General features: G+C 72.8%; 22 protein-coding genes. 19 read left to right on the top strand and 3 right to left on the bottom strand.

The genetic code is table 11. The features are described 5' to 3' along the window. Nucleotides 1-9: 9 nt before the first annotated feature. The 3 genes from IE95_RS0109475 to IE95_RS0109465 are packed head-to-tail and all read right to left on the bottom strand — an operon-like array spanning nt 10 to nt 3,490. On the bottom strand, nt 10-834 hold the full coding sequence (locus IE95_RS0109475) for a glycerophosphodiester phosphodiesterase family protein (RefSeq protein ID WP_051702953.1): 825 nt from the start codon (nt 832-834) through the stop codon (nt 10-12). Then, on the bottom strand, nt 831-2,009 hold the full coding sequence (locus IE95_RS0109470; RefSeq protein ID WP_240666266.1) for an alpha/beta hydrolase: 1,179 nt from the start codon (nt 2,007-2,009) through the stop codon (nt 831-833). The genes IE95_RS0109475 and IE95_RS0109470 overlap by 4 nt, the downstream gene beginning before the upstream one ends. Nucleotides 2,010-2,026: 17 nt before the next feature. Continuing rightward, nucleotides 2,027-3,490 (bottom strand): MFS transporter, encoded by a 1,464-nt coding sequence (locus IE95_RS0109465; protein ID WP_084690046.1) that lies wholly within the window; start codon nt 3,488-3,490, stop codon nt 2,027-2,029. 128 nt (nt 3,491-3,618) lie between these two features. Here IE95_RS0109465 and IE95_RS0109460 point away from each other — a divergent pair, with 128 nt between their 5' ends. The 19 genes from IE95_RS0109460 (at nt 3,619) to metK (ending at nt 21,281) form a co-directional block, all read left to right on the top strand. Further along, nucleotides 3,619-3,984, top strand: a complete 366-nt coding sequence (locus IE95_RS0109460; protein WP_129429579.1) for a hypothetical protein — start codon at nt 3,619-3,621, stop codon at nt 3,982-3,984. Between the two features lie 59 nt (nt 3,985-4,043). After that, nucleotides 4,044-4,490, top strand: coding sequence for a type II 3-dehydroquinate dehydratase (locus IE95_RS0109455; protein ID WP_030151382.1), 447 nt, complete (start codon nt 4,044-4,046; stop codon nt 4,488-4,490). An 88-nt stretch (nt 4,491-4,578) separates the two neighbouring features. Then, nucleotides 4,579-5,193: a hypothetical protein gene (locus IE95_RS0109450; protein WP_030151381.1), complete on the top strand. Its 615-nt coding sequence runs from the start codon at nt 4,579-4,581 to the stop codon at nt 5,191-5,193. Next, entirely contained in the window at nt 5,190-5,777 is a 588-nt protein-coding gene (locus IE95_RS18865; protein WP_036571721.1) for a hypothetical protein, read from the top strand. The genes IE95_RS0109450 and IE95_RS18865 overlap by 4 nt, the downstream gene beginning before the upstream one ends. A gap of 198 nt (nt 5,778-5,975) precedes the next feature. Next, nucleotides 5,976-6,539 (top strand): elongation factor P, encoded by a 564-nt coding sequence (efp, locus tag IE95_RS0109440; RefSeq protein ID WP_030151379.1) that lies wholly within the window; start codon nt 5,976-5,978, stop codon nt 6,537-6,539. A 1-nt stretch (nt 6,540) separates the two neighbouring features. Beyond that, nucleotides 6,541-6,957, top strand: coding sequence for a transcription antitermination factor NusB (nusB, locus tag IE95_RS0109435; protein WP_030151378.1), 417 nt, complete (start codon nt 6,541-6,543; stop codon nt 6,955-6,957). Between the two features lie 201 nt (nt 6,958-7,158). Beyond that, a complete protein-coding gene (pyrR, locus tag IE95_RS0109430) occupies nt 7,159-7,821 on the top strand; it encodes a bifunctional pyr operon transcriptional regulator/uracil phosphoribosyltransferase PyrR (RefSeq protein ID WP_036571719.1) in 663 nt (220 codons plus the stop codon). Further along, nucleotides 7,818-8,831, top strand: coding sequence for an aspartate carbamoyltransferase catalytic subunit (locus IE95_RS0109425; protein WP_030151376.1), 1,014 nt, complete (start codon nt 7,818-7,820; stop codon nt 8,829-8,831). Before pyrR ends, IE95_RS0109425 begins: the two co-directional genes overlap by 4 nt. Next, on the top strand, nt 8,828-10,174 hold the full coding sequence (locus IE95_RS0109420; RefSeq protein WP_030151375.1) for a dihydroorotase: 1,347 nt from the start codon (nt 8,828-8,830) through the stop codon (nt 10,172-10,174). The genes IE95_RS0109425 and IE95_RS0109420 overlap by 4 nt, the downstream gene beginning before the upstream one ends. Continuing rightward, entirely contained in the window at nt 10,171-10,734 is a 564-nt protein-coding gene (locus IE95_RS0109415) for a PH-like domain-containing protein (protein ID WP_036571718.1), read from the top strand. The genes IE95_RS0109420 and IE95_RS0109415 overlap by 4 nt, the downstream gene beginning before the upstream one ends. Then, nucleotides 10,731-11,984, top strand: a complete 1,254-nt coding sequence (gene carA, locus IE95_RS0109410; protein WP_030151373.1) for a glutamine-hydrolyzing carbamoyl-phosphate synthase small subunit — start codon at nt 10,731-10,733, stop codon at nt 11,982-11,984. Before IE95_RS0109415 ends, carA begins: the two co-directional genes overlap by 4 nt. A gap of 3 nt (nt 11,985-11,987) precedes the next feature. After that, entirely contained in the window at nt 11,988-15,335 is a 3,348-nt protein-coding gene (gene carB / locus IE95_RS0109405) for a carbamoyl-phosphate synthase large subunit (RefSeq protein ID WP_030151372.1), read from the top strand. After that, nucleotides 15,332-16,216 carry an orotidine-5'-phosphate decarboxylase gene (gene pyrF / locus IE95_RS0109400; RefSeq protein WP_276319052.1) on the top strand — a complete coding sequence of 295 codons (885 nt, stop codon included), beginning with the start codon at nt 15,332-15,334 and terminating at the stop codon, nt 16,214-16,216. Before carB ends, pyrF begins: the two co-directional genes overlap by 4 nt. Nucleotides 16,217-16,304: 88 nt before the next feature. Continuing rightward, a complete protein-coding gene (locus IE95_RS0109395) occupies nt 16,305-17,192 on the top strand; it encodes a tyrosine-protein phosphatase (RefSeq protein ID WP_030151370.1) in 888 nt (295 codons plus the stop codon). A 128-nt stretch (nt 17,193-17,320) separates the two neighbouring features. Further along, nucleotides 17,321-17,632 (top strand): integration host factor, actinobacterial type, encoded by a 312-nt coding sequence (gene mihF, locus IE95_RS0109390; protein WP_030151369.1) that lies wholly within the window; start codon nt 17,321-17,323, stop codon nt 17,630-17,632. A 1-nt stretch (nt 17,633) separates the two neighbouring features. Beyond that, nucleotides 17,634-18,248 (top strand): guanylate kinase, encoded by a 615-nt coding sequence (gene gmk / locus IE95_RS0109385; RefSeq protein WP_129429585.1) that lies wholly within the window; start codon nt 17,634-17,636, stop codon nt 18,246-18,248. A gap of 165 nt (nt 18,249-18,413) precedes the next feature. Continuing rightward, on the top strand, nt 18,414-18,686 hold the full coding sequence (gene rpoZ / locus IE95_RS0109380; protein ID WP_030151367.1) for a DNA-directed RNA polymerase subunit omega: 273 nt from the start codon (nt 18,414-18,416) through the stop codon (nt 18,684-18,686). A 76-nt stretch (nt 18,687-18,762) separates the two neighbouring features. Further along, nucleotides 18,763-19,998 carry a bifunctional phosphopantothenoylcysteine decarboxylase/phosphopantothenate--cysteine ligase CoaBC gene (gene coaBC / locus IE95_RS0109375; RefSeq protein WP_030151366.1) on the top strand — a complete coding sequence of 412 codons (1,236 nt, stop codon included), beginning with the start codon at nt 18,763-18,765 and terminating at the stop codon, nt 19,996-19,998. Nucleotides 19,999-20,063: 65 nt separating this feature from the next. Further along, nucleotides 20,064-21,281, top strand: coding sequence for a methionine adenosyltransferase (gene metK, locus IE95_RS0109370; protein ID WP_030151365.1), 1,218 nt, complete (start codon nt 20,064-20,066; stop codon nt 21,279-21,281). The last annotated feature ends 45 nt before the right edge of the window (nt 21,282-21,326 follow it).

Here is a 21,326-nt window from a genome sequence, read left to right as displayed (position 1 = left end):
GCGGCGCCGTCAGCCCCAGCGGCCTCGCGCGGCCAGCACGTCGCGCAGCAGGTCCGCCCGGTCGGTCACGATGCCGTCCACGCCCAGGTCCAGGAGCCGCACCATCTCGACCGGGTCGTTGACCGTCCACACGTGCACCTGACGACCTGCGGCGTGCGCGGCGGCCACGGTCCGTGCGTCCACGACCCGCACGCGCCCCTGCGCGACGGGCACCTGCAGGCAGTCCGCGCCCCGCAGCGCCCACGAGGCCACGGCGCCGAACGGGCCCCGGGGAGCCCCCGCCCGGGCGGTGAGCAGGAACGTCGCGACCTCGCTCGTCCCGGTCGAGGTCGCCACGGGCCGCGACAGGAGAGCGACCGTCCGGCGCCGCCGTGCCCGGGAGAAGGACGTCACGCACACGCGTTCGTGCGCACGCGTGCGCTCGATCGCCGCCGCGACGGGCCCGACCGCGGAGTCGGCCTTGACGTCGACGTTCACGCGCAGGTCCGGCCAGGCCCCCAGGACGTCCTCGAGGAGCGGCACGGGCTCGACCCCGCCGATCCGCGCCCGCCGCACGGTCTCCCAGGGCAGGTTCGCGACCAGGCCCGTGCCGTCGGTCGTGCGGTCCAGGCTCGCGTCGTGCAGCGCGACCGCGACGCCGTCGGACGTCGCGTGCGCGTCGGTCTCGACGTACCGGAATCCCAGGTCGCGGGCCGCGGCGAACGCCGCGAGGGAGTTCTCGAGCCCGTCCCGGGAGAAGCCGCGGTGCGCGAGCGCGACGAACCCGGTGGGGGCGTCGAGGTAGGGGTGGTGCCAGGTGCCCGGGCGTCCGCCACGGGCCTCGGGACGGCTCACCGGGCGGCGCCCGCAGCGTGCCCGTCGCTCTGGCCGTCGCCCTGCCCGACCCGGTCGCCCAACCAGCCCAGCACCGCGTCCAGGTAGGCACGCCGCGGGCCGTCCGCCGACAGCGTGAGGTCGTGCACCCCGCCCTGGATCGCCCGGACGCGCACGTCGGCACCGATGCGCGGCGCGAGCCGCTCGATCTGGGCGACGTCCAGGACCGTGTCCTGCGCGTCGAGCAGCGGGTTGTCCAGGTCGTCGGGCCCCGAGGCCGCCGAGCGTGCGACCAGCACCGGGCACGCGACGTCGAGCCCACGGGCGAGGCGCGCCTGCCCCTGCCGCACCGCACGCAACCACCCCGCGCGCACCGGCAGACCCTCGGGACGCTTGAGCGTCGGGTCGAACTCCCACCGGCCCCCGTTCGCGGCCAGCAGGTGCGCCGCGTACGCCGACGGCGCAGCGCTCAGCACCGCGTGCGGAGACCACGGCCCGACGGCGTCGAGCACCCGGGTGGCGATCGTCCGGTTCAGCCAGCTCGAGTTGAGGTCGAGGAACGGCGAGTCCAGCACCAGCGCCTCGACCAGCCGCCGGCGGCGGTGGGCGTGCGCCCACAACGACGCCACGAGGCCGCTCGTCGAGTGCGCGTGCACCACCACCGGCAGACCTGGGTGCAGCCCCCGGACGGCAGCGACCGCCACCGACAGGTCCGTCGCGGGCTCCCGCAGGTCCTCCACGAAGTGCGGCACCTGCCCCGGGCGCCACGACCGACCCGCCGCGCGCAGGTCCACCGCGAAGAACACGTAGCCCGCATCCTCGACCGCCCGCGCCAGGTGCTCCTGGAAGAAGTAGTCGTTGTACCCGTGCACGTGCAGGAAGACCCCGCGCAGGACGCCGTCCTCGACGGCCACCGCGCCTGAGGCGGCGCCTGTGCCCGTGCCCGGCGTCCGCCGCACGAGCGTCGCGACGGGCGCCGGCACGAGCTCAGGGGCCGTCGCGACCCCGGGGTCCGCGTCACGGTCCGTGACGGCGCTCGCGGCCCGTCGGGGCAGGGGAGGGACGAGCGAGAGAAGGCCGTTCCGTCCAGCGGGCGGGGGTCCGCCGGTGGGCAGGGTCGCGGCCTCGAACCCGGCGAGCAGCCGGTCGGGCTCCCAGGGCAGCACCGTGCCGGTCATGCCTGCCGTACCTGTCATGACCGGCTCCACCATCCTCAGACCTCCGTGCTCGACCCTGCCACCCCCGCGGGTACCACCGCGAGGTCCTTGCCGCCGTCCACACCGTCCCCGGCGGGGAAGCGCACGAAGAGCATGAGCACGAGGCCCACGAGGATCACGGCGACGATCCCCAGGATGCCCCAGTACTGCTGACCGGACACGGCGACCATCGTCGCGAAGGCCATGGGGGCCAGGAAGCTCGCCGCGCGCCCCGTGGTCGCGTACAGGCCGAACGCCTCGGCCTCGCGGCCCTCGTCGCTGATCCGTCCGAGGAGCCCGCGGCTCGCGGACTGCGCCGGCCCCACGAACGCGCACAGCAGCAGGCCCCACAGCCAGAAGACGCTCGCGCCGCCGTCGTGCAGGACGAAGACCGCGGTGCCGGAGATCACGAGGCCCATGAGCGAGCCGAGGATCACCCGGCGCGGGCCGATCCGGTCGTCGAGCCACCCGGCCGCGATCGTGGACAGGCCCGCGACGACGTTCGCCGCGATCGCGAACACGATGACCTCGCTCGCGCTGAAGCCGAACGTGCCCGACGCGATCACGGCACCGAACGTGAAGACGCCCGCCAGGCCGTCGCGGTAGACGGCGCTCGCGACGAGGTATCCGAGGGTCGAGCGGCGCGTGCGCCACAGGTGGACGAGGTCTCGGCCGAGCTTGCGGTACGCGCCCACGACACCGATCGGGGCCGCACCTCCGCGGCGCGGCGACTCGGGGACCGCGAGGAGCACGGGGATCGCGAACACCGCGAACCACACGGCGGACAGCAGGACGCTGACGCGGATGTCCATGCCGTCGGCGCCCGTGATCCCGAACCAGCCGACCTCGGGGTTGATGAAGCCGACGAACAGCACGAGCAGCAGCACGATCCCGCCGACGTACCCGGCGCCCCACCCGATGCCGCTGATGCGCCCGATCGTGCGCGGCGTGGAGATGTCGAGCAGCAGCGCGTTGTACGCGACCGAGGCCAGCTCGAAGAAGACGTTGCCCGCCGAGAGCAGCACGACGCCCAGGATCACGGCGTCGGACAGGGACCCGGGGGTCGGCTGCACGAAGAACATCGCGACCATCGCCGCGACCGTCGCCGCGGTGTTGACCCCGAGCCAGACCTTGCGCCGGCCCGAGGCGTCCGCGAGCGCCCCGAGCGCGGGCGCGAGCAGGGCGATGAGGGCTCCGGCGATGGTGAGCCCCCAGCCGAGCCACGCGGTGTGGTCCGCCATGACGGCCTGGGGGTCGGCCGCGCCCGCCTCGACGAACGCGTCGCTCGTGATCCAGCGCGTGAAGACGAAGGTCGTGACGACGGCGTTGAACGCGGCCGACCCCCAGTCCCACAGGGACCAGGCGAGGACTTGGCGCCGTCCGACGGCTGGCGGTGTCGTGGGGGACCCGCCGCGCGTGTCGGGGGCGCTGGGGGCGTCGCCGTCGGATGTGGCGGGAGTCACGTTCGTGTGATCTGGCACGCGCGCATCGTAGACCGTGCGGCGGGCGCGACGGTGAACGCTCAGGGGACGGGGCCTGCTGTACGGTCGGGGCACCTTGCCCGGCCGCGCTGCGGCGGCCGGTGCCCCGTGCAGAAAGGGTGGCGTTCGTGGGAGATCGAGCGGAGGGCGACGGCCCCGGCGGACGTGCCCTGGCCATGCCGACGCCCGAGGACCCGGGCCGAGCCCCAGTCTGGGAGAACTACGTCGTCGCGCAGGTGGCGCAGGCGTCGCTCGGGCTGGTTCCTCGCAACGCGGTCGCACTGGGCGTCCGGGTCGACGGGTACGACCTCACGCTCCTCGGCGTGCTCAAGCGACGGACCGTGAAGGCTCAGGAAGATCTCGAGGAGATCGTCGACGAGCTCGAGATGCTGCTCGGCCCCCGTCCCCGGGTCGAGCTGTCCGTGGAGGTGCTGGCTCGGCGCGAGATCTGGCGCCATCGCGACGTTCGCTGGACGTTCCTGGCCCGTTCGTGAGCCGGCCGGGCATGGACGGTCACGGCCACGGCCGCGCCCTCCCCGCTAGGCTCTGCCGCATGACTCGTGTCCTGATCCTCAACGGTCCCAACCTCGGTCGCCTGGGCGTCCGTGAGCCCGACGTCTACGGCGCGGCGTCGTACGCCGACCTGGTCGCGGCGGGGGAGCGGTGGGGGGTGGAGAACGGCCTCGAGGTGCAGGTGCGTCAGACGGACGACGAGTCGGAGCTGGTGGGGTGGTTGCACGGCGCGGTCGACGACGGTGCGCACGTGGTGCTCAACCCGGCGGCGTTCACGCACTATTCGTACGCGCTGCGCGACGCGGCGGCGCAGGTGACCAAGGCGGGTCTGCTGCTGGTCGAGGTGCACCTGAGCAACCCGGCTGCGCGCGAGGAGTTCCGCCACAACTCGGTCATCGGTGGGGTCGCGACGGGGACGGTGGCCGGGTTCGGGTTCGACTCGTACCGCCTGGCGGTGCTCGCGATCGCGTCGAGGCTCGCGCCCTAGACATCCGCTCATCAAGTCTCCAGCCTTGATTCCTGCCTATCAACGCTGGAGACTTGATCAAGGAGTGTCAAGGGTCTACCGTGGAGGGATGTTCGTCCTGACCGTGGACCAGAGGGCCAGCACCCGCCGAGGGGACCTCGTGCCGGAGCTCCTGGCGGCCCTCGCGCCCTTCGAGGCGCGCGACGGGGTTGTCATCGGCTTCGACCGCACCGTCGGCGACGAGGTCCAGGCCGTGCTCGACGACGCCGCGCTCGTCGTGGAGATCGTCCTCGCCCTGGGCAGGTGGGGAGGATGGAGCACGGGCCTCGGCCTCGGCGACGTGCTGCCCGGCCCGGACGGGCGACTGCCCGCGGCCTCGCGCGAGGCGTCCGGGTCGGCGTTCGTGCACGCCCGGGCCGCGGTCGAGCGGGCCAAGACCCGCGGCGCCCCCGTCCCGCTCGCGGTCGAGGGGTCGGACCCGGCAGCGGCGGGAGAGGTCGAGGCCCTCCTGCGGCTCCTGCTCGCCGTGGGCTCCCGCCGCACCCCGGCGGGGTGGGAGGTCGTGGACGCGCTGGCGCGCGTGGGTGGCACCCAGAAGGATGTGGCCCGAGACCTCGGGGTCAGCGAGCAGGCCGTGAGCCAGCGGCTGCGCGCGAGCCTGTGGTCCGAGGAAGCGGCCGTCCGGCCGGTCGTGACGAGGCTCCTCCAGGAGGCAGACGCATGAGCTTCACCACAGGGTTGGCCGTCGCAGGGGTCGTGCTGGCGACGCTCGTGCTGAGCGTGCTGGGCGGCATGCTCGTGACGCCGTGGGTCCTGCGCGCCGCTGCCCGCCGGTCCGAGGCGGAGGGGGAGGTGCCGCTTGTCCGCGACCCCGGGCCCGTCCCCCCGCCTCCCGGCCGCGTCGTCCCGGCCGCGGGCCCAGGCGCGGGCGCGGCGACGAGCGCTCCCGTGCCACCGCCACCTCCGGCAGGGCCGCCCGTCCCGGCCCCTGTGCCTGCCGCGCCCGACCCGGCGACCGGTGCGACGCCGTCGGACCCTGGCGGGCCCGTGGGCGCCGAAGCCGTCCAGACGCTGCGGGGCGGGACCTGGATCGGGATCCTCGAACGCCTCGCGATCACGGGCTGCCTGCTCGCCGGGTACCCGGCCGGGATCGCTGTCGTCGTCGCCATCAAGGGCCTCGGACGCTACCCCGAGCTGCGCGAGCACCCGGTCGGCGCCGAGCGCTTCCTGATCGGCACGTTCGCCTCGACGATCTGGGCCGCGGCGGCCGGACTGCTGGGCGCAGCGATCCTGGGACTCCTCCGGTAGACTGGACCGGGCCTTTCGCGGCCCCTGAGAACTCGCAGCACCGACGTGCGTCCAGCGAAGCCCCGGGGAGCCCGCCAGGGAAGGCCCGCTACCGCCAGGGCGCGCACCCGAACGTGTGCGCATCAGTGGCTCGCACGCGGATCACGCGGCGAGGCACCCCGACGGCAGCACCATGACAACGCGACAGGAAGACCGAACGTGGCGACGACCAACGACATCAAGAACGGCACCGTGCTCAAGCTCGACGGCCAGCTGTGGACCATCATCGAGTTCCAGCACGTCAAGCCCGGCAAGGGTGGCGCCTTCGTTCGCACCAAGATGAAGAACGTCCTGTCCGGCAAGACCGTCGACAAGACCTTCAACGCCGGCCTCAAGATCGAGACCGCGAACGTCGACAAGCGTGACATGCAGTACCTGTACAAGGACGGCGACGACTTCGTCTTCATGGACACCTCGACGTACGACCAGATCACCGTCCCGGCCGCGACCGTGGGCGACGCCGCCGACTACATGCTCGAGAGCCAGAGCGCGCTCGTCGCGACCAACGAGGGTGTCCCCCTCTACATCGAGCTGCCCCCGTCGGTCGTCCTCGAGATCACTTACACCGAGCCGGGCCTGCAGGGCGACCGCTCGACCGGTGGCACCAAGCCCGCGACCCTCGAGACCGGCGCCCAGATCCAGGTCCCGCTCTTCCTCGAGCAGGGCACCAAGGTCAAGGTCGACACCCGCGACGGCTCCTACCTGGGGCGCGTGAACGACTGACGTGGGTGCACGAACCAAGGCACGCAAGCGCGCCCTCGACGTCCTCTTCGAGGCCGAGCAGCGCCAGCTGGACCCGCAGACCCTCCTCGCCGACCGGGTCGTCGACTCGGGCACCCAGACGCCCCTGCCGCAGTACAGCGTGGACCTCGTCGAGGGCGTCCTGACGCACCGCGAGCGGATCGACGAGCTGCTCGAGACCTACTCGCACGGGTGGACGCTCGACCGCATGCCCGCGGTCGACCGTGCGCTCCTGCGCATCGGCAGCTGGGAGATCCTCTACAACGACGACGTCCCCGACGCCGTCGCGATCGACGAGGCCGTCGACCTGGCCCGCGAGCTGTCGACGGACGACTCGCCGAGCTTCGTCAACGGTCTGCTGGCCCGCATCGAGGAGATGAAGCCGACGATCCTGGCCTGAGCGCCGTCGTCGTGACGCGTGCCGTCGTGCGCCGGTCCCGCCCTCGTGGCGGGGCCGGCGTCCGCGTCTGCGCGGACTGTGACCAACGACGCCCGCCCAGCCTGTGAGAAGCCCCCGGGCCAGGTCCGGGCGAGGGGTAGGGTGAAGGCGTCAGATTTCCTTTAAGGCCCGTCCAGTGAGGCGGGGAAGGAGGTCACCAGAATGAGTTCTGGGCCTGCTGTGCCATCTTCTGAACCGACCGTCACCCCCGAGGACCCCTCGGACGGCGTGACCACCGTTCTCGGCGACGCCGAGATCGCGCGGGCACTGACCCGCATCGCCCACGAGGTCGTCGAGCGCAACAAGGGCGCGCACGACGTGGTCCTCCTGGGCATCCCGACGCGTGGCGTCCCCCTGGCCGAGCGGCTCGCCGAACGCCTCGCGACGATCGAGCCCGGCCTGGTGCCCGCGGACGTCGTCGGCGAGCTCGACGTCACGATGTACCGCGACGACCTCCACCGGCACCCCGTGCGGACCATCGGTGCCACGCGCCTGCCTGCCTCCGGGATCGACGGCAAGGTCGTCGTCCTCGTCGACGACGTGCTGTTCTCAGGTCGCACCATCCGGGCCGCGCTCGACGCGATCAGCGACATCGGCCGCCCCCGCGCGGTCCAGCTCGCTGCGCTGGTCGACCGCGGCCACCGCGAGCTGCCGATCCGCCCGGACTACGTGGGCAAGAACCTGCCCACGTCGCTGTCCGAGCGCGTGAGCGTGCGCCTCGTCGAGACCGACGGCACGCCCGGCGACACGACCGGGGAGCCCGTCACCGACGCCGTCGTCATCAGCCAGCGGCCCACCTCCACCTCCAGCGAGGGCACCCGATGAAGCACCTGCTGTCCACCGCGGACCTCGCGCGCGCAGACGCCATCCGCATCCTCGACACGGCAGCCCAGATGGCGGCCACGCAGTCGCGGGAGATCAAGAAGCTCCCGACGCTGCGCGGTCGCACGGTCGTCAACCTGTTCTTCGAGGACTCGACACGCACCCGCATCTCGTTCGAGACCGCGGCCAAGCGCCTGTCGGCCGACGTCATCAACTTCTCGGCCAAGGGCTCGAGCGTCTCCAAGGGCGAGTCCCTCAAGGACACCGCTCTCACGCTCCAGGCCATGGGCGCCGACGCGGTCGTGATCCGCCACCAGGCCTCGGGCGCGCCGCACACGCTCGCGCACGCGGGCTGGGTCGAGGCGGCCGTCGTCAACGCGGGCGACGGGATGCACCAGCACCCGACGCAGGCGCTGCTCGACGCCTTCACGATGCGCCGCCACCTCGTGGGACGCGGCGCCGCAGGGGCGTCGATCGTCGGCGACCCGACCGGTCAGGACCTCGCGGGCCTCAGGATCGCGGTCGTGGGCGACGTGCTGCACTCGCGCGTCGCGCGCTCCAACGTCCACCTGCTGCACACGCTCGGCGCGCAGGTCACCCTCGTGGCGCCGCCCACGCTCGTGCCCGTGGGCGTCGAGACGTGGCCGTGCGACGTGTCGTACCACCTCGACGAGGTCCTCGCCGAGACCGCCCCCGACGCCGTGATGATGCTCCGCGTCCAGCGCGAGCGCATGAGCGGCTCGGGCGCCGGCGGGGGAGCGTTCTTCCCCAACCCGCTCGAGTACACGCGCAACTACGGCCTCGACGGGCGCCGCCTGGCGCTCCTGCCGGACCACACGATCGTCATGCACCCCGGCCCCATGAACCGTGGCCTGGAGATCTCCGCCGAGGCCGCCGACTCACCGCGCGCGGTGATCGTCGAGCAGGTCGCCAACGGCGTGGCGGTCCGCATGGCCGTCCTCTACCTGCTCCTCGCGGGCGACGCATCGAAGGAAAGGGCTGGACTCGAATGAGCGAGCAGACCACGAACCCCACCTACGTCCTGCAGGGCGCGGCCCCGCTGGGCGCCGACCCGGTGGACCTCGTCCTCGCCGGCGGCGTCATCACCGAGGTCCGCGCGGCGCACAGCCCCGTCGCGGACGACGAGACGGCCGTCGACGCGACCGGCCTGGTCGCCCTGCCCGGCCTCGTCGACCTGCACACGCACCTGCGCGAGCCCGGCCGCGAGGACGCGGAGACCATCGTCTCGGGCACGCGCGCCGCGGCCGTGGGCGGCTTCACGGCCGTGCACGCCATGGCCAACACGACCCCGGTCGCGGACACTGCGGGCGTCGTCGAGCAGGTCTGGCGCATCGGGCGCGACGCGGGCTGGGTCGACGTCCACCCGGTCGGCGCGGTCAGCGTCGGCCTCGAGGGCCACCAGCTCGCCGAGATCGGCGCGATGGCGGACTCGGCCGCGCGCGTGCGCGTCTTCTCCGACGACGGCAAGTGCGTCTGGGACCCGATCCTCATGCGCCGCGCCCTGGAGTACGTCAAGGCCTTCGACGGCGTCGTGGCCCAGCACGCGCAGGAGCCGCGCCTCACGGAGGGCGCCCAGATGAACGAGGGGGTCGTCTCGGCGGAACTCGGCCTCGCGGGCTGGCCCGCGGTCGCCGAGGAGGCGATCATCGCGCGCGACGTGCTGCTCGCCGAGCACGTGGGCTCGCGCCTGCACGTGTGCCACCTGTCCACGGCCGGCTCGGTCGAGATCATCCGCTGGGCCAAGGGCCGCGGGATCGACGTCACGGCGGAGGTCACGCCGCACCACCTCGTCCTGACGGACGAGCTCGCGCGGGACTACGACCCGACGTTCAAGGTCAACCCGCCGCTGCGCACCGCGGCGGACGTCGAGGCCGTGCGCCAGGGCCTGGCCGACGGCACGATCGACATCGTCGCGACCGACCACGCGCCGCACACGCGCGAGGACAAGGACTGCGAGTGGGCCGCGGCCGCGTTCGGGATGACGGGCCTGGAGACGGCGCTGAGCGTCGTGCAGCAGACCATGGTCGACTCGGGCCGCATGACCTGGGCCGACGTGGCGCGCGTCCTGTCGGCGGCGCCCGCGCGCATCGGCCGCATCGACGAGGGCCCGACGGCGCAGGGACGCCCCCTCGAGGTCGGCGAGCCCGCCAACGTGGTCCTCGTGGACCCGACGGCCCGCCGCGTGGTCGACGGGCGTTCGCAGGCCACGGCCAGCACCAACACGCCCTTCCACGGCCACGAGCTCCCTGGCCGGGTCGTCGCGACGTTCCTGCGCGGTCGTGCGACCGTCCTGGACGGCGCGCCCGTCGAGCAGGTCGCGGGGGTCCGCTCGTGAATCTCCCCCTGCCCGTCGCGGTCGGCATCTGGGTCGTCGTCGGCCTGGTCCTGCTCGCCGTCGTCTTCGTGGGTCTCAAGCGCCTGACGACCCGCACGGCCCAGTCCGTCCCGGCCCCGCCGGCGGTCCCGGACGGCGACCTCGGCGAGGTCGTCGCGGGCCCGCTGACCGCGGTCTACGTGTCCAGCACGCTCGCGGGGGACTGGCTCGCCCGCGTCGGTGCCCACCGCCTCGGCTTCCGGTCGAACGCGACAGTGACCGTGCACCGCGGCGGGGTCCTCATCACCCGACAGGGCGCCCCGGACCTGTTTCTGGCAGCGAGCGCCCTCGAGGCCGTGACGCTGGCCCCGGGCATGGCGGGCAAGTACGTCGGCAAGGACGGCCTGGTCGTGCTGACGTGGACGGTGCCCGCGGTCGGGGACGCCCCGGCCACCCGCTTGGATACTGGACTCCGGACCCAGCTCGCCCCGGACCGTGCCACCCTCCTGAACGCAGTCCGCGAGCTTCTTCCCGCCGCCGACAGCGCACCGAACGACGACTCGAAGGAGCCGCAGCAGTGAGCATCTCGACCCCCAGCACGGACGCCCTGGACACCGACCGGACCGCGGTCCTGGTCCTCGAGGACGGGACGACCCTCACCGGTCGCGCCTACGGGGCCCGCGGCACGACGTTCGGCGAGATCGTCTTCAACACCGGCATGACCGGCTACCAGGAGACGCTGACCGACCCGTCCTACCACCGGCAGATCGTCGTCATGACCGCGCCCCACATCGGCAACACCGGGGTCAACGACGACGACCCCGAGTCGCGCAAGATCTGGGTCAGCGGCTTCGTGGTGCGCGACCCCGCGCGCCGCCCGTCGAACTGGCGCTCGGCCGGCTCCCTGACCGACGAGCTCGTCGAGCAGGGCGTCGTCGGGATCAGCGACGTCGACACGCGTGCGCTGACCCGTCACCTGCGCGACCGCGGCGTGATGCGCGCCGGGGTCTTCTCGGGCGATGCGCTCGTGCGCGACGGCTACCGGCGCCCGACCGAGGAGCTCGTCGAGCTCGTCCGCTCGGCCCCCGTGATGGCCGGGGCGGACCTGGCCCGCGAGGTCAGCACCCCCACGGCCTACGTGGTCGAGCCCTCGGGGGAGTTCGCCGGCAAGGAGCCGCTCAAGACGGTCGTGGCGGTGGACCTCGGCATCAAGTCGATGACGCCGCAGCGCCTGTCGGAGCGCGGGATCCGTGTGCACGTCGTGCCGTCGTCCTCGACGATCGAGGACATCACGGCGCTCGACCCGGACGGCGTGTTCTTCTCGAACGGCCCGGGCGACCCGAGCGCCGCGACGCACGAGGTCACGCTGCTGCGCGAGGTCCTGGACCGCCGCCTGCCGTACTTCGGCATCTGCTTCGGGAACCAGATCCTGGGCCGCGCGCTGGGCTTCGGCACGTACAAGCTCGCGTACGGGCACCGCGGCATCAACCAGCCCGTGATGGACCTCGCGACGCGCAAGGTCGAGATCACGTCCCAGAACCACGGCTTCGCGGTCGACGCCCCCATCGGGGAGCAGGCGACCGCGCCGCACGACGGTGGCCGCTACGGCCGGGTCGTCGTCTCGCACGTCGGGCTCAACGACGACGTGGTGGAGGGGCTCGAGTGCCTCGACATCCCCGCGTTCTCGGTCCAGTACCACCCGGAGGCAGCTGCCGGCCCGCACGACGCCGCCTACCTCTTCGACCGCTTCCTCGACCTCATGACGTCCGGCGCGGCCTCTGCCGCCGGCCTCTCGGCCGCCACGCCGCAGGCGTCCGCAAAGGAGAACTGACCAGTGCCTCGCAGAACTGACATCAACAGCGTCCTGGTCATCGGGTCCGGCCCGATCGTCATCGGCCAGGCCTGCGAGTTCGACTACTCGGGCACCCAGGCCATCCGGGCGCTCAAGGAGGAGGGCCTGCGGGTCGTCCTGGTGAACTCGAACCCGGCCACGATCATGACGGACCCGGAGTTCGCGGACGCGACGTACGTCGAGCCGCTGACGACCGAGGTCCTGACGACCATCATCGCCAAGGAGCGCCCGGACGCGGTGCTCGCGACCCTGGGCGGGCAGACGGCGCTCAACGCGGCGATCGCGCTCGACGAGGCCGGCGTGCTCGAGAAGTACGGCGTCGAGCTCATCGGGGCGAACATCGCCGCGATCGAGAAGGGCGAGGACCGCCAGCAGTTCAAGGACGTCGTCGAGAAGTGCGGCGGCGAGTCGGCCCGCTCGGAGATCATCCACACGATCGAGGAGGCCGTCGCGGCCGCGGAGTCCCTGGGGTACCCCATGGTCGTGCGCCCGTCGTTCACGATGGGTGGCCTCGGCAGCGGCATCGCGTACGACGAGCAGGACCTGCGCCGCATCGTCGGCCAGGGCCTGCACTACTCGCCCACGACCGAGGTCCTCCTGGAGGAGTCGATCCTCGGGTGGAAGGAGTACGAGCTCGAGCTCATGCGCGACACGGCGGACAACGTCGTCGTGATCTGCTCGATCGAGAACGTCGACCCGGTCGGCGTCCACACGGGCGACTCGATCACGGTGGCTCCCGCGCTGACGCTCACGGACCGTGAGTTCCAGAAGCTGCGCGACATCGGCATCGCGGTCATCCGCGAGGTGGGTGTCGACACGGGCGGCTGCAACATCCAGTACGCGGTGCACCCCGAGACCGGGCGCGTCATCGTCATCGAGATGAACCCGCGCGTGTCGCGCTCCTCGGCGCTCGCGTCGAAGGCCACGGGCTTCCCGATCGCGAAGATCGCCGCGAAGCTCGCCATCGGTTACACGCTCGACGAGATCCCCAACGACATCACGGGCTCGACGCCCGCGTCGTTCGAGCCGACGCTCGACTACGTCGTGGTCAAGGTGCCGCGGTTCGCGTTCGAGAAGTTCCCCGCCGCGGACGACACGCTCACGACGACCATGAAGTCGGTGGGCGAGGCCATGGCGATGGGCCGCAACTTCACCGAGGCGCTCGGCAAGGCGCTGCGCTCGATCGACAAGGGCGGCGCGGTGTTCCACTGGGACGGCGAGCCGGTCTCGGGCGACGACCTCGACGCGCTGCTGGTCGAGATCGCCCGTCCCACGGAGGGGCGCCTGATCGCGACCCAGCAGGCGCTGCGCGCCGGGGCGAGCATCGAGCAGGTCTTCGAGGCCACCAAGATCGACCCGTGGTACCTCGACCAGATCCAGCTCGTCAACGAGGTCGCGGCCGAGGTCGCCCAGGCGGACGCCCTGACGCGCGACGTGCTGGTCCAGGCCAAGCGTCACGGCCTGTCCGACGCGCAGGTCGCGAAGCTGCGCGGCATGGGCGCGGCGGGGGAGTCGACGGTCCGCGAGGTCCGTTACGCGCTCGACGTGCGCCCGGTCTACAAGACGGTCGACACGTGCGCGGCTGAGTTCGAGGCGAAGACCCCGTACCACTACTCGACGTACGACCTCGAGACCGAGGTCTCCCCGCGCGAGCGCCCGGCCGTCCTGATCCTGGGCTCGGGCCCGAACCGCATCGGGCAGGGCATCGAGTTCGACTACTCGTGCGTGCACGCGACGCTCGCCCTCAAGGGCGAGTACGAGACCGTGATGGTCAACTGCAACCCGGAGACGGTCTCGACCGACTACGACACCTCGGACCGCCTGTACTTCGAGCCGCTGACGTTCGAGGACGTGCTCGAGGTGTACCAGGCCGAGCTCGCCGCGGGTCCGGTCGCGGGCGTCATCGTGCAGCTCGGCGGCCAGACGCCGCTGGGGCTCGCGCAGCGCCTCGCGGACGCGGGCCTGCCGATCCTGGGCACCTCGCCCGAGGCGATCGACGCCGCGGAGGACCGTGGGGTCTTCGGCCGCGTGCTCGCCGAGGCGGGCCTGCCCGCGCCGGCGTTCGGCACGGCCACGTCGCTCGCGCAGGCCCGTGAGGTCGCCGAGGGCATCGGCTACCCCGTGCTGGTCCGCCCGTCCTACGTGCTGGGCGGGCGCGGCATGGAGATCGTGTACTCGGCCGAGCAGCTCACGGGCTACGTCGAGCGCGCGCTGCACGCCGCCGCGACGGACGACCGCACGACGACGGGCTCGCTGCCCGCGCCGCTGCTCATCGACCGCTTCCTCGACGACGCCATGGAGATCGACGTCGACGCGCTCTACGACGGCACCGAGCTGTACCTGGGCGGCGTCATGGAGCACATCGAGGAGGCCGGCATCCACTCGGGCGACTCGGCGTGCGTGCTGCCCCCGGTGTCGCTGAGCGAGGCCGAGATCGAGCGCATCCGCCGCTCGACCGAGGCCATCGCGAAGGGCGTGGGCGTGCGCGGCCTGCTCAACGTGCAGTACGCGCTCGTCTCGGACGTCCTGTACGTCCTGGAGGCGAACCCGCGCGCGTCGCGCACCGTGCCCTTCGTGTCCAAGGCGACGGGCGTCTCGCTGGCCAAGGCCGCGGCGCGCGTCATGGTCGGCGAGTCGATCGCCGACCTGCGCCGCAGCGGCGTCCTGCCGGCCGAGGGCGACGGCGGTCACCTCGACCTCGACTCGCCGATCGCGGTCAAGGAGGCCGTGCTGCCGTTCAAGCGCTTCCGCACGACCGACGGCGTCGTGGTCGACACGGTGCTCGGCCCGGAGATGCGTTCGACGGGTGAGGTCATGGGCTTCGACCGCGACTTCCCGCGCGCGTTCGCGAAGTCGCAGGCCGCGGCGTTCGGCGGTCTGCCGACCTCGGGCTCGGTCTTCGTGTCGGTCGCGGACCGCGACAAGCGCTCGATCGTCTTCCCGGTCAAGCGTCTGACGGAGATGGGCTTCGAGATCCTCGCGACCCAGGGCACCGCGGGCGTGCTGCGCCGCAACGGCATCCCGGCGACCATCGTGCGCAAGTTCTCCGCTGGCCGTGGTGCCGACGGCGAGCCGACGATCGTCGACCTCATCACCGAGGGCAAGGTCGACATGGTCATCAACACGCCGTCGGGCCAGGGGGCGCGCGCCGACGGTTACGAGATCCGTGCGGCCACGACCGCGGCGGACAAGCCGATCGTCACGACGACCCAGCAGCTCGCGGCCGCGGTCCAGGGCATCGAGGCGGTCCTCGCGGGCCCGTTCGACGTGTGGAGCCTGCAGGAGCACACGGCGGCCACGGCCGCGCGCAAGGCCGAGGCGACCGCGTGAGCGCTGTGAGCGCGGCGCGCCGCCCCTTCGGGGAGCGGCTCGCCGAGGCCATGGACGCGCACGGGCCGCTGTGCGTGGGCATCGACCCGCACCCGGGTCTGCTCGCGGCCTGGGGCCTGCCCGACGACGCCGCGGGGCTCCGGGAGTTCGGCCTGCGGGTCGTGGACGCCGTGGGTGGGCAGGTCGCGGCGCTCAAGCCGCAGTCGGCCCTGTTCGAGCGGCACGGGTCGCGCGGCGTCGCGGTCCTCGAGGAGGTGCTCGCGGCCGCCGCGGCGGCGGGCCCGTCGGGGACGCTGACGATCGTCGACGCCAAGCGCGGGGACATCGGCTCGACCATGGCCGGGTACGCCGACGCCTACCTGCGGGACGGCTCGCCGCTCGCGGGCGACGCCCTGACGGTGTCCCCGTACCTGGGCTTCGGGTCCCTGACCCCGGCCGTGGAGGCCGCGCTCGCCACGGGGCGCGGGCTGTTCGTGCTGTGCCTGACGTCCAACCCGGAGGGCGCGCAGGTCCAGCACGCCCGGACGGGCGCGGGCGTCGACGTCCGCTCGGTCGCCGCGCGCATCGCCGCGGAGGCCGCTGCGCTCAACGAGGGGATCGAGCCGCTCGGGTCGATCGGCCTGGTCGTGGGCGCGACCATCGGAGACGCGGCCCGCAACACCGGGGTGGACCTGCCTGCCGTCAACGGCCCGCTCCTGGCACCCGGGGTCGGTGCGCAGGGTGCGGGCGCGGCCGAGCTCGCCGCCGTGTTCGGCGACGCTCGCCGTGAGGTGCTCGCGTCCTCGTCGCGCGGTGTCCTCGCCGCGGGACCGGACGCCGGGGCGCTGCTCACGGCAGCTCGCGCGGCCTCGCGTGAGGCGGTCGACGCGCTGCGCGGCTGAGAGCCGACAGCGCACGCGGCAGACCCGAGGGGGCGTCCACCGAGCCGGTGGGCGCCCCCTCGGTGCGACGGCCTGTCAGACTCGTCCCATGACCTCCTCCCTCACCGCCTCGGACCGGCAGAACCCTGACGCCCTCGACATCCCCGGCACGTGGAACGCGCGCGACGTCGGCGGCAGAGCCGTCCCGGGCGGTGCGAGCACACCGCTGCGCACGGGCGTGCTCGTGCGGACCGCGAGCCTGTCGCGGCTGACGCCGGGGGGCGTCGCAGCGCTCGAGTCGCTGGGTGTGACGCTCGACCTGGACCTGCGGGGCGAGGACGAGGTCGAGCGCGACGGGCAGGACGTCGTCCCGGCGACCACGCGGGTGGTGCCCCGACGGATGGACCCGGGCGTCGGCGTCGGGCATGCCCTGGGCGGGGGCGACGAGCCCGACGACGCAGGCACCCCGGGGGCCGAGGGCGCCGCGACCGGCGAGCGTTCCGCGGACACGGCCGCGATGATCGGGCGCCTGATCGGTGCCGAGGACCCGCAGGCGCTCGCACGGGCCATGATGCACGGCGTCTATGCGACGTTCGTCACGGACCCGACCATCCGCCGGACGGTCGGAGAGGCCCTCGAGGACGTCGGCGACGCAGACGGCGCCGTGGTCGTGCACTGCTCCGCGGGCAAGGACCGGACCGGCTGGATCGTCGCGCTCGTCCAGCACGTGTGCGGTGTGAGCGAGGAGGACCGGCTCGCCGAGTACCTCGCGAGCGGTGCGGCCGTCGCCGGGCTCGAGGCGCTGATCCCCCCGATCCCGGGCCTCGACAAGGACGCCCTGACCCCTCTCCTGGGCGTCGAGCCGGAGTACCTCCAGGGCGCCTGGGCGCTGGCCGAGCAGGAGTTCGGGAGCGTCGACGGCTACCTCGACGCGTGCGGTGCCGGGCCCGCGACCAGGGCGAAGATCGCGAGGAAGTTCGCTGCTCAGGGCGTGTGAACGTTGCCTGACCTGCCAGGTGTGGTTAGTTTCGAGAGTGTCGAGGTCGACGCCGGGGGCATCAGATCCGGTCGGCGGCCCCGGTGCACGTGTGGGCCCATCCGTCTGAGGACAAGTAGGTGACTTGCGTGGCACTACCATCCCTGACCCCCGAGCAGCGCGCGGCGGCACTCGAGAAGGCGGCCGAGGCCCGACGGGTGCGGGCCGAGGTCAAGAACCGGTTGAAGCACTCCCAGGGTTCCCTCGCCGAGGTGATCGAGCAGGGGCGCACGGACGACGTGATCGGCAAGCTGCGCGTCGTCGCGCTGCTGGAGTCGCTGCCCGGCGTGGGTAAGGTGAAGGCCCGGGCGATCATGGAGGAGATCGGGATCGCCGAGACACGTCGTGTCCGCGGGCTGGGACCCCACCAGTCCGCGGCGCTCATCGAGAGGTTTGGCTGACATTTCCGCTTCGCCCGCCGAGCAGGCCGCCCCGGCGCCTGCCGCACCGCCGCCCCCTGCCCGCCTGACCGTCCTGGCGGGACCCACCGCCGTCGGGAAGGGGACCGTGTCGGCGGACATCCGCGCGCGGTACCCGCAGGTGTGGCTGTCCGTGTCCGCGACGACCCGTGCCGCTCGTCCCGGCGAGGTGGACGGCGTCCACTACCACTTCCTCAGCACCGAGGAGTTCGACCGGCTGGTCGAGGCGGGCGAGATGCTGGAGTGGGCCGTGGTGCACGGGCGCAACAGGTACGGGACCCCTCGCCGGCCGGTCGAGGAGAAGCTCGCGGCGGGGGTCCCTGCCCTGCTCGAGATCGACCTGCAGGGCGCGCGCCAGGTGCGCGCGTCCATGCCCGAGGCCCGGTTCGTGTTCCTCGCCCCGCCCAGCTGGGAGGAGCTCGAGCGCCGGCTCGTCGGCCGTGGGACCGAGGGCCCCGAGGAGCGCGAGCGTCGCCTCGCCACGGCCCGCGTCGAGCTGGCGGCCGAGCCCGAGTTCGACGTCGTGATCGTCAACGACGAGGTGCACCGGGCGACCGACGCGCTCGTCGAGGCGATGGGCCTGACGCCCGTCGCGTGACCGTCGCGGTGTCGGCACCCCGGGCGTGGGCACCACGACGATTTGTGCCTGCCCAGTAGACTGGTCGTCAGGCGTGTGCGTCATGAGCGCGCGCAACCTCTTTGATCCATCCTGCGGGCGACCGTCTGAGCCGCCGCAGGCCCCCCTGACTCACGGAGTGAGACTGTGTCTGGAACCATCGCCGCCCCCGAGGGCATCACCGACCCGCCGATCGACGACCTGCTGGAGCGCGCCGACTCCAAGTACGCGCTCGTGATCTACGCCGCCAAGCGCGCGCGCCAGATCAACGCGTACTACTCGCAGCTCAACGAGGGCCTGCTGGAGAACGTGGGCCCGCTCGTCGAGACCCGCAACCAGGAGAAGCCGCTGTCGATCGCGATGCGCGAGATCAACGAGGGCCTGCTCACGATCGAGACCGTCGAGGCCCCCGCCTCCTGACCGCCGGGCCGCCTGCGGGCGGCTCCGCGGTCCGGGTGGGCGCGGCGTGCACCGCACTGAGGGAGGGTTCGTACCGATGAGGATCCTTCTCGGGGTCTCCGGGGGAGTGGCGGCCTACAAGGCCGTCCTCCTGCTGCGGCTCCTGCGTGAGCAGGGGCACCAGGTGCGGGTGGTCCCCACCGCGTCCGCCCTGCGTTTCGTGGGGGCGCCGACGTTCGAGGCCCTGTCGGGCGAGAAGGTCAGCACCGAGGTGTTCGACGACGTCCCGCAGGTCGCGCACGTCGCGCTCGGCCAGGGTGCGGATCTCGTGATCGTGGCCCCGGCCACGGCCGACCTCCTCGCGCGGGCCGCCGCAGGCCGGGCGGACGACCTGCTCACGTCGACCCTGCTGACCGTGTCGTGCCCGGTCGTGATGGCCCCGGCCATGCACACCGAGATGTGGCAGCACCCGGCGACGGTGGCCAACGTCGCGACCCTGCGCTCGCGCGGGGTGCACGTGATCGAGCCGGCCAGCGGTCGGCTGACGGGCAAGGACTCCGGCCCGGGCCGGCTGCCCGAGCCCGAGGACATCGCGCGGGTCGCGCTGGAGGTCGCCGCGCGGGGCGTCGCGCCCGTGGCCGCCCAGGACCTCTCAGGCCTGCGTGTGGTCGTCTCGGCCGGTGGCACGCGCGAACCCATCGACCCGGTGCGCTTCATCGGGAACCTGTCGAGCGGACGCCAGGGCATCGCCCTGGCCTGCGCCGCCCAGGACCGGGGCGCGGACGTGACGCTCGTCGGGGCGAACCTGACCGAGCCCGTCGGGGACGTCGCGGACGTCGTCCGGGTCGGCTCGACCGCCGAGCTGCGCGAGGCCATGCGTTCGCTGGCTCCCGAGGCCGACGTTCTGGTCATGACGGCCGCGGTCGCGGACTTCCGCCCGGCCCGCACGCCGTCCTCGAAGATCAAGAAGGTCCCTGGTCAGGGGCCCGCACCGATCGAGCTGGTCGAGAACCCCGACATCCTGGCGGAGCTCGCGCGCGAGCGCGAGCGCCCGGGTCAGGTCGTCGTCGGGTTCGCGGCCGAGACGGGCGACGACACGGGGGACGTCTGGCACCACGGGCGTGCCAAGGCGCGCCGCAAGGGCGCTGATCTGCTGGTGATCAATCCCGTGGGTCATGGCAAGGGCTTCGGGACCGACACCAACGAGGTCGTGATCGTCGACGCCGAGGGTGAGACGGTCGCGAGTGCGCAGGGCTCCAAGCGCGAGGTCGCGGACGCGGTGTGGGACACGGTCCTCAAGGTTCGCCCGCCGATCGCGCCGACCACGGACTGAGATCTCGTTCACGTCTCAGTGGTCGGATGCCGCGTATCACCTAGCGGGACAGTACGCTGGATCCCATGAGTTCTGACGACCTGCGCCTGTTCACGTCCGAGTCCGTGACGGAAGGCCACCCGGACAAGGTCTGCGACCAGATCTCCGACGCTATCCTCGACGCCCTCCTCGAGCAGGACCCCACGTCCCGTGTGGCGGTCGAGACCATGGTCACGACGGGCCTGGTGCACGTCGCGGGCGAGGTCACGACCAACGCGTACGTCGAGATCCCGCAGATCATCCGTGAGGTCGTCCGGGGGATCGGGTACACGTCGTCCGCGATCGGCTTCGACGGCGACTCGTGCGGCGTCTCGGTCTCGATCGGCCAGCAGTCCCCGGACATCGCCCAGGGGGTCGACAAGAGCCTGGAGGAACGGGACGACTCGTCGGGCCCGAGCGTCTCGCGGGACCCGCTCGACGCCCAGGGTGCCGGCGACCAGGGCCTCATGTTCGGCTACGCGAGCGACGAGACCCCCACGCTCCTGCCGTTGCCGATCTTCCTCGCGCACCGCCTGGCCGAGCGCCTGGCCCTGGTCCGCAAGGACGGGGCGCTGCCCGGTCTGCGCCCCGACGGCAAGACGCAGGTCACCATCGGCTACGACGGCGACCGCGCGGTCCGCCTCGACACCGTGGTGCTCTCGACCCAGCACGACGAGGACGTCCTGCAGGAGTCGCTGCGCGCCCAGGTCGCCGAGCTCGTGGTCGCCCCGGTGGTCGAAGGGGTCGCGGGCCTGGACCTGGAGGTCGCGGACCACCGGCTGCTGGTCAACCCCACGGGGAAGTTCGTCATCGGCGGCCCGCAGGGCGACGCGGGGCTGACGGGCCGCAAGATCATCGTCGACACCTACGGCGGGATGGCTCGTCACGGTGGTGGCGCGTTCTCGGGCAAGGACCCCTCGAAGGTCGACCGTTCGGCCGCCTACGCGACGCGGTGGGTCGCCAAGAACGTCGTCGCGGCGGGCCTCGCCCGCCGTTGCGAGGTGCAGGTCGCGTACGCGATCGGCAAGGCGCACCCCGTGGGCCTGTACGTCGAGACGTTCGGCACCGAGACCGTCCCGGTCGAGCGCATCCGTGCCGCGATCGACGAGGTCTTCGACCTGCGTCCCGCGGCGATCATCGCGGACCTCGACCTGCTGCGGCCCATCTACTCCCAGACCGCGGCGTACGGGCACTTCGGGCGCGAGCTGCCCGACTTCACGTGGGAGCGCACGGATCGCGTGGCGGCCCTCCAGGCCGCGATCTGAGCGACGACGCCCGTGTTCGCCCGGCGTGGGTGGCGCGTGCTGAGA

Source organism: Oerskovia turbata, assembly GCF_000718325.1.
Taxonomy (GTDB): domain Bacteria; phylum Actinomycetota; class Actinomycetes; order Actinomycetales; family Cellulomonadaceae; genus Oerskovia; species Oerskovia turbata.
Note: the sequence above shows the minus strand (reverse complement) of the source record. Positions and strands in the feature narration are given on the sequence as shown.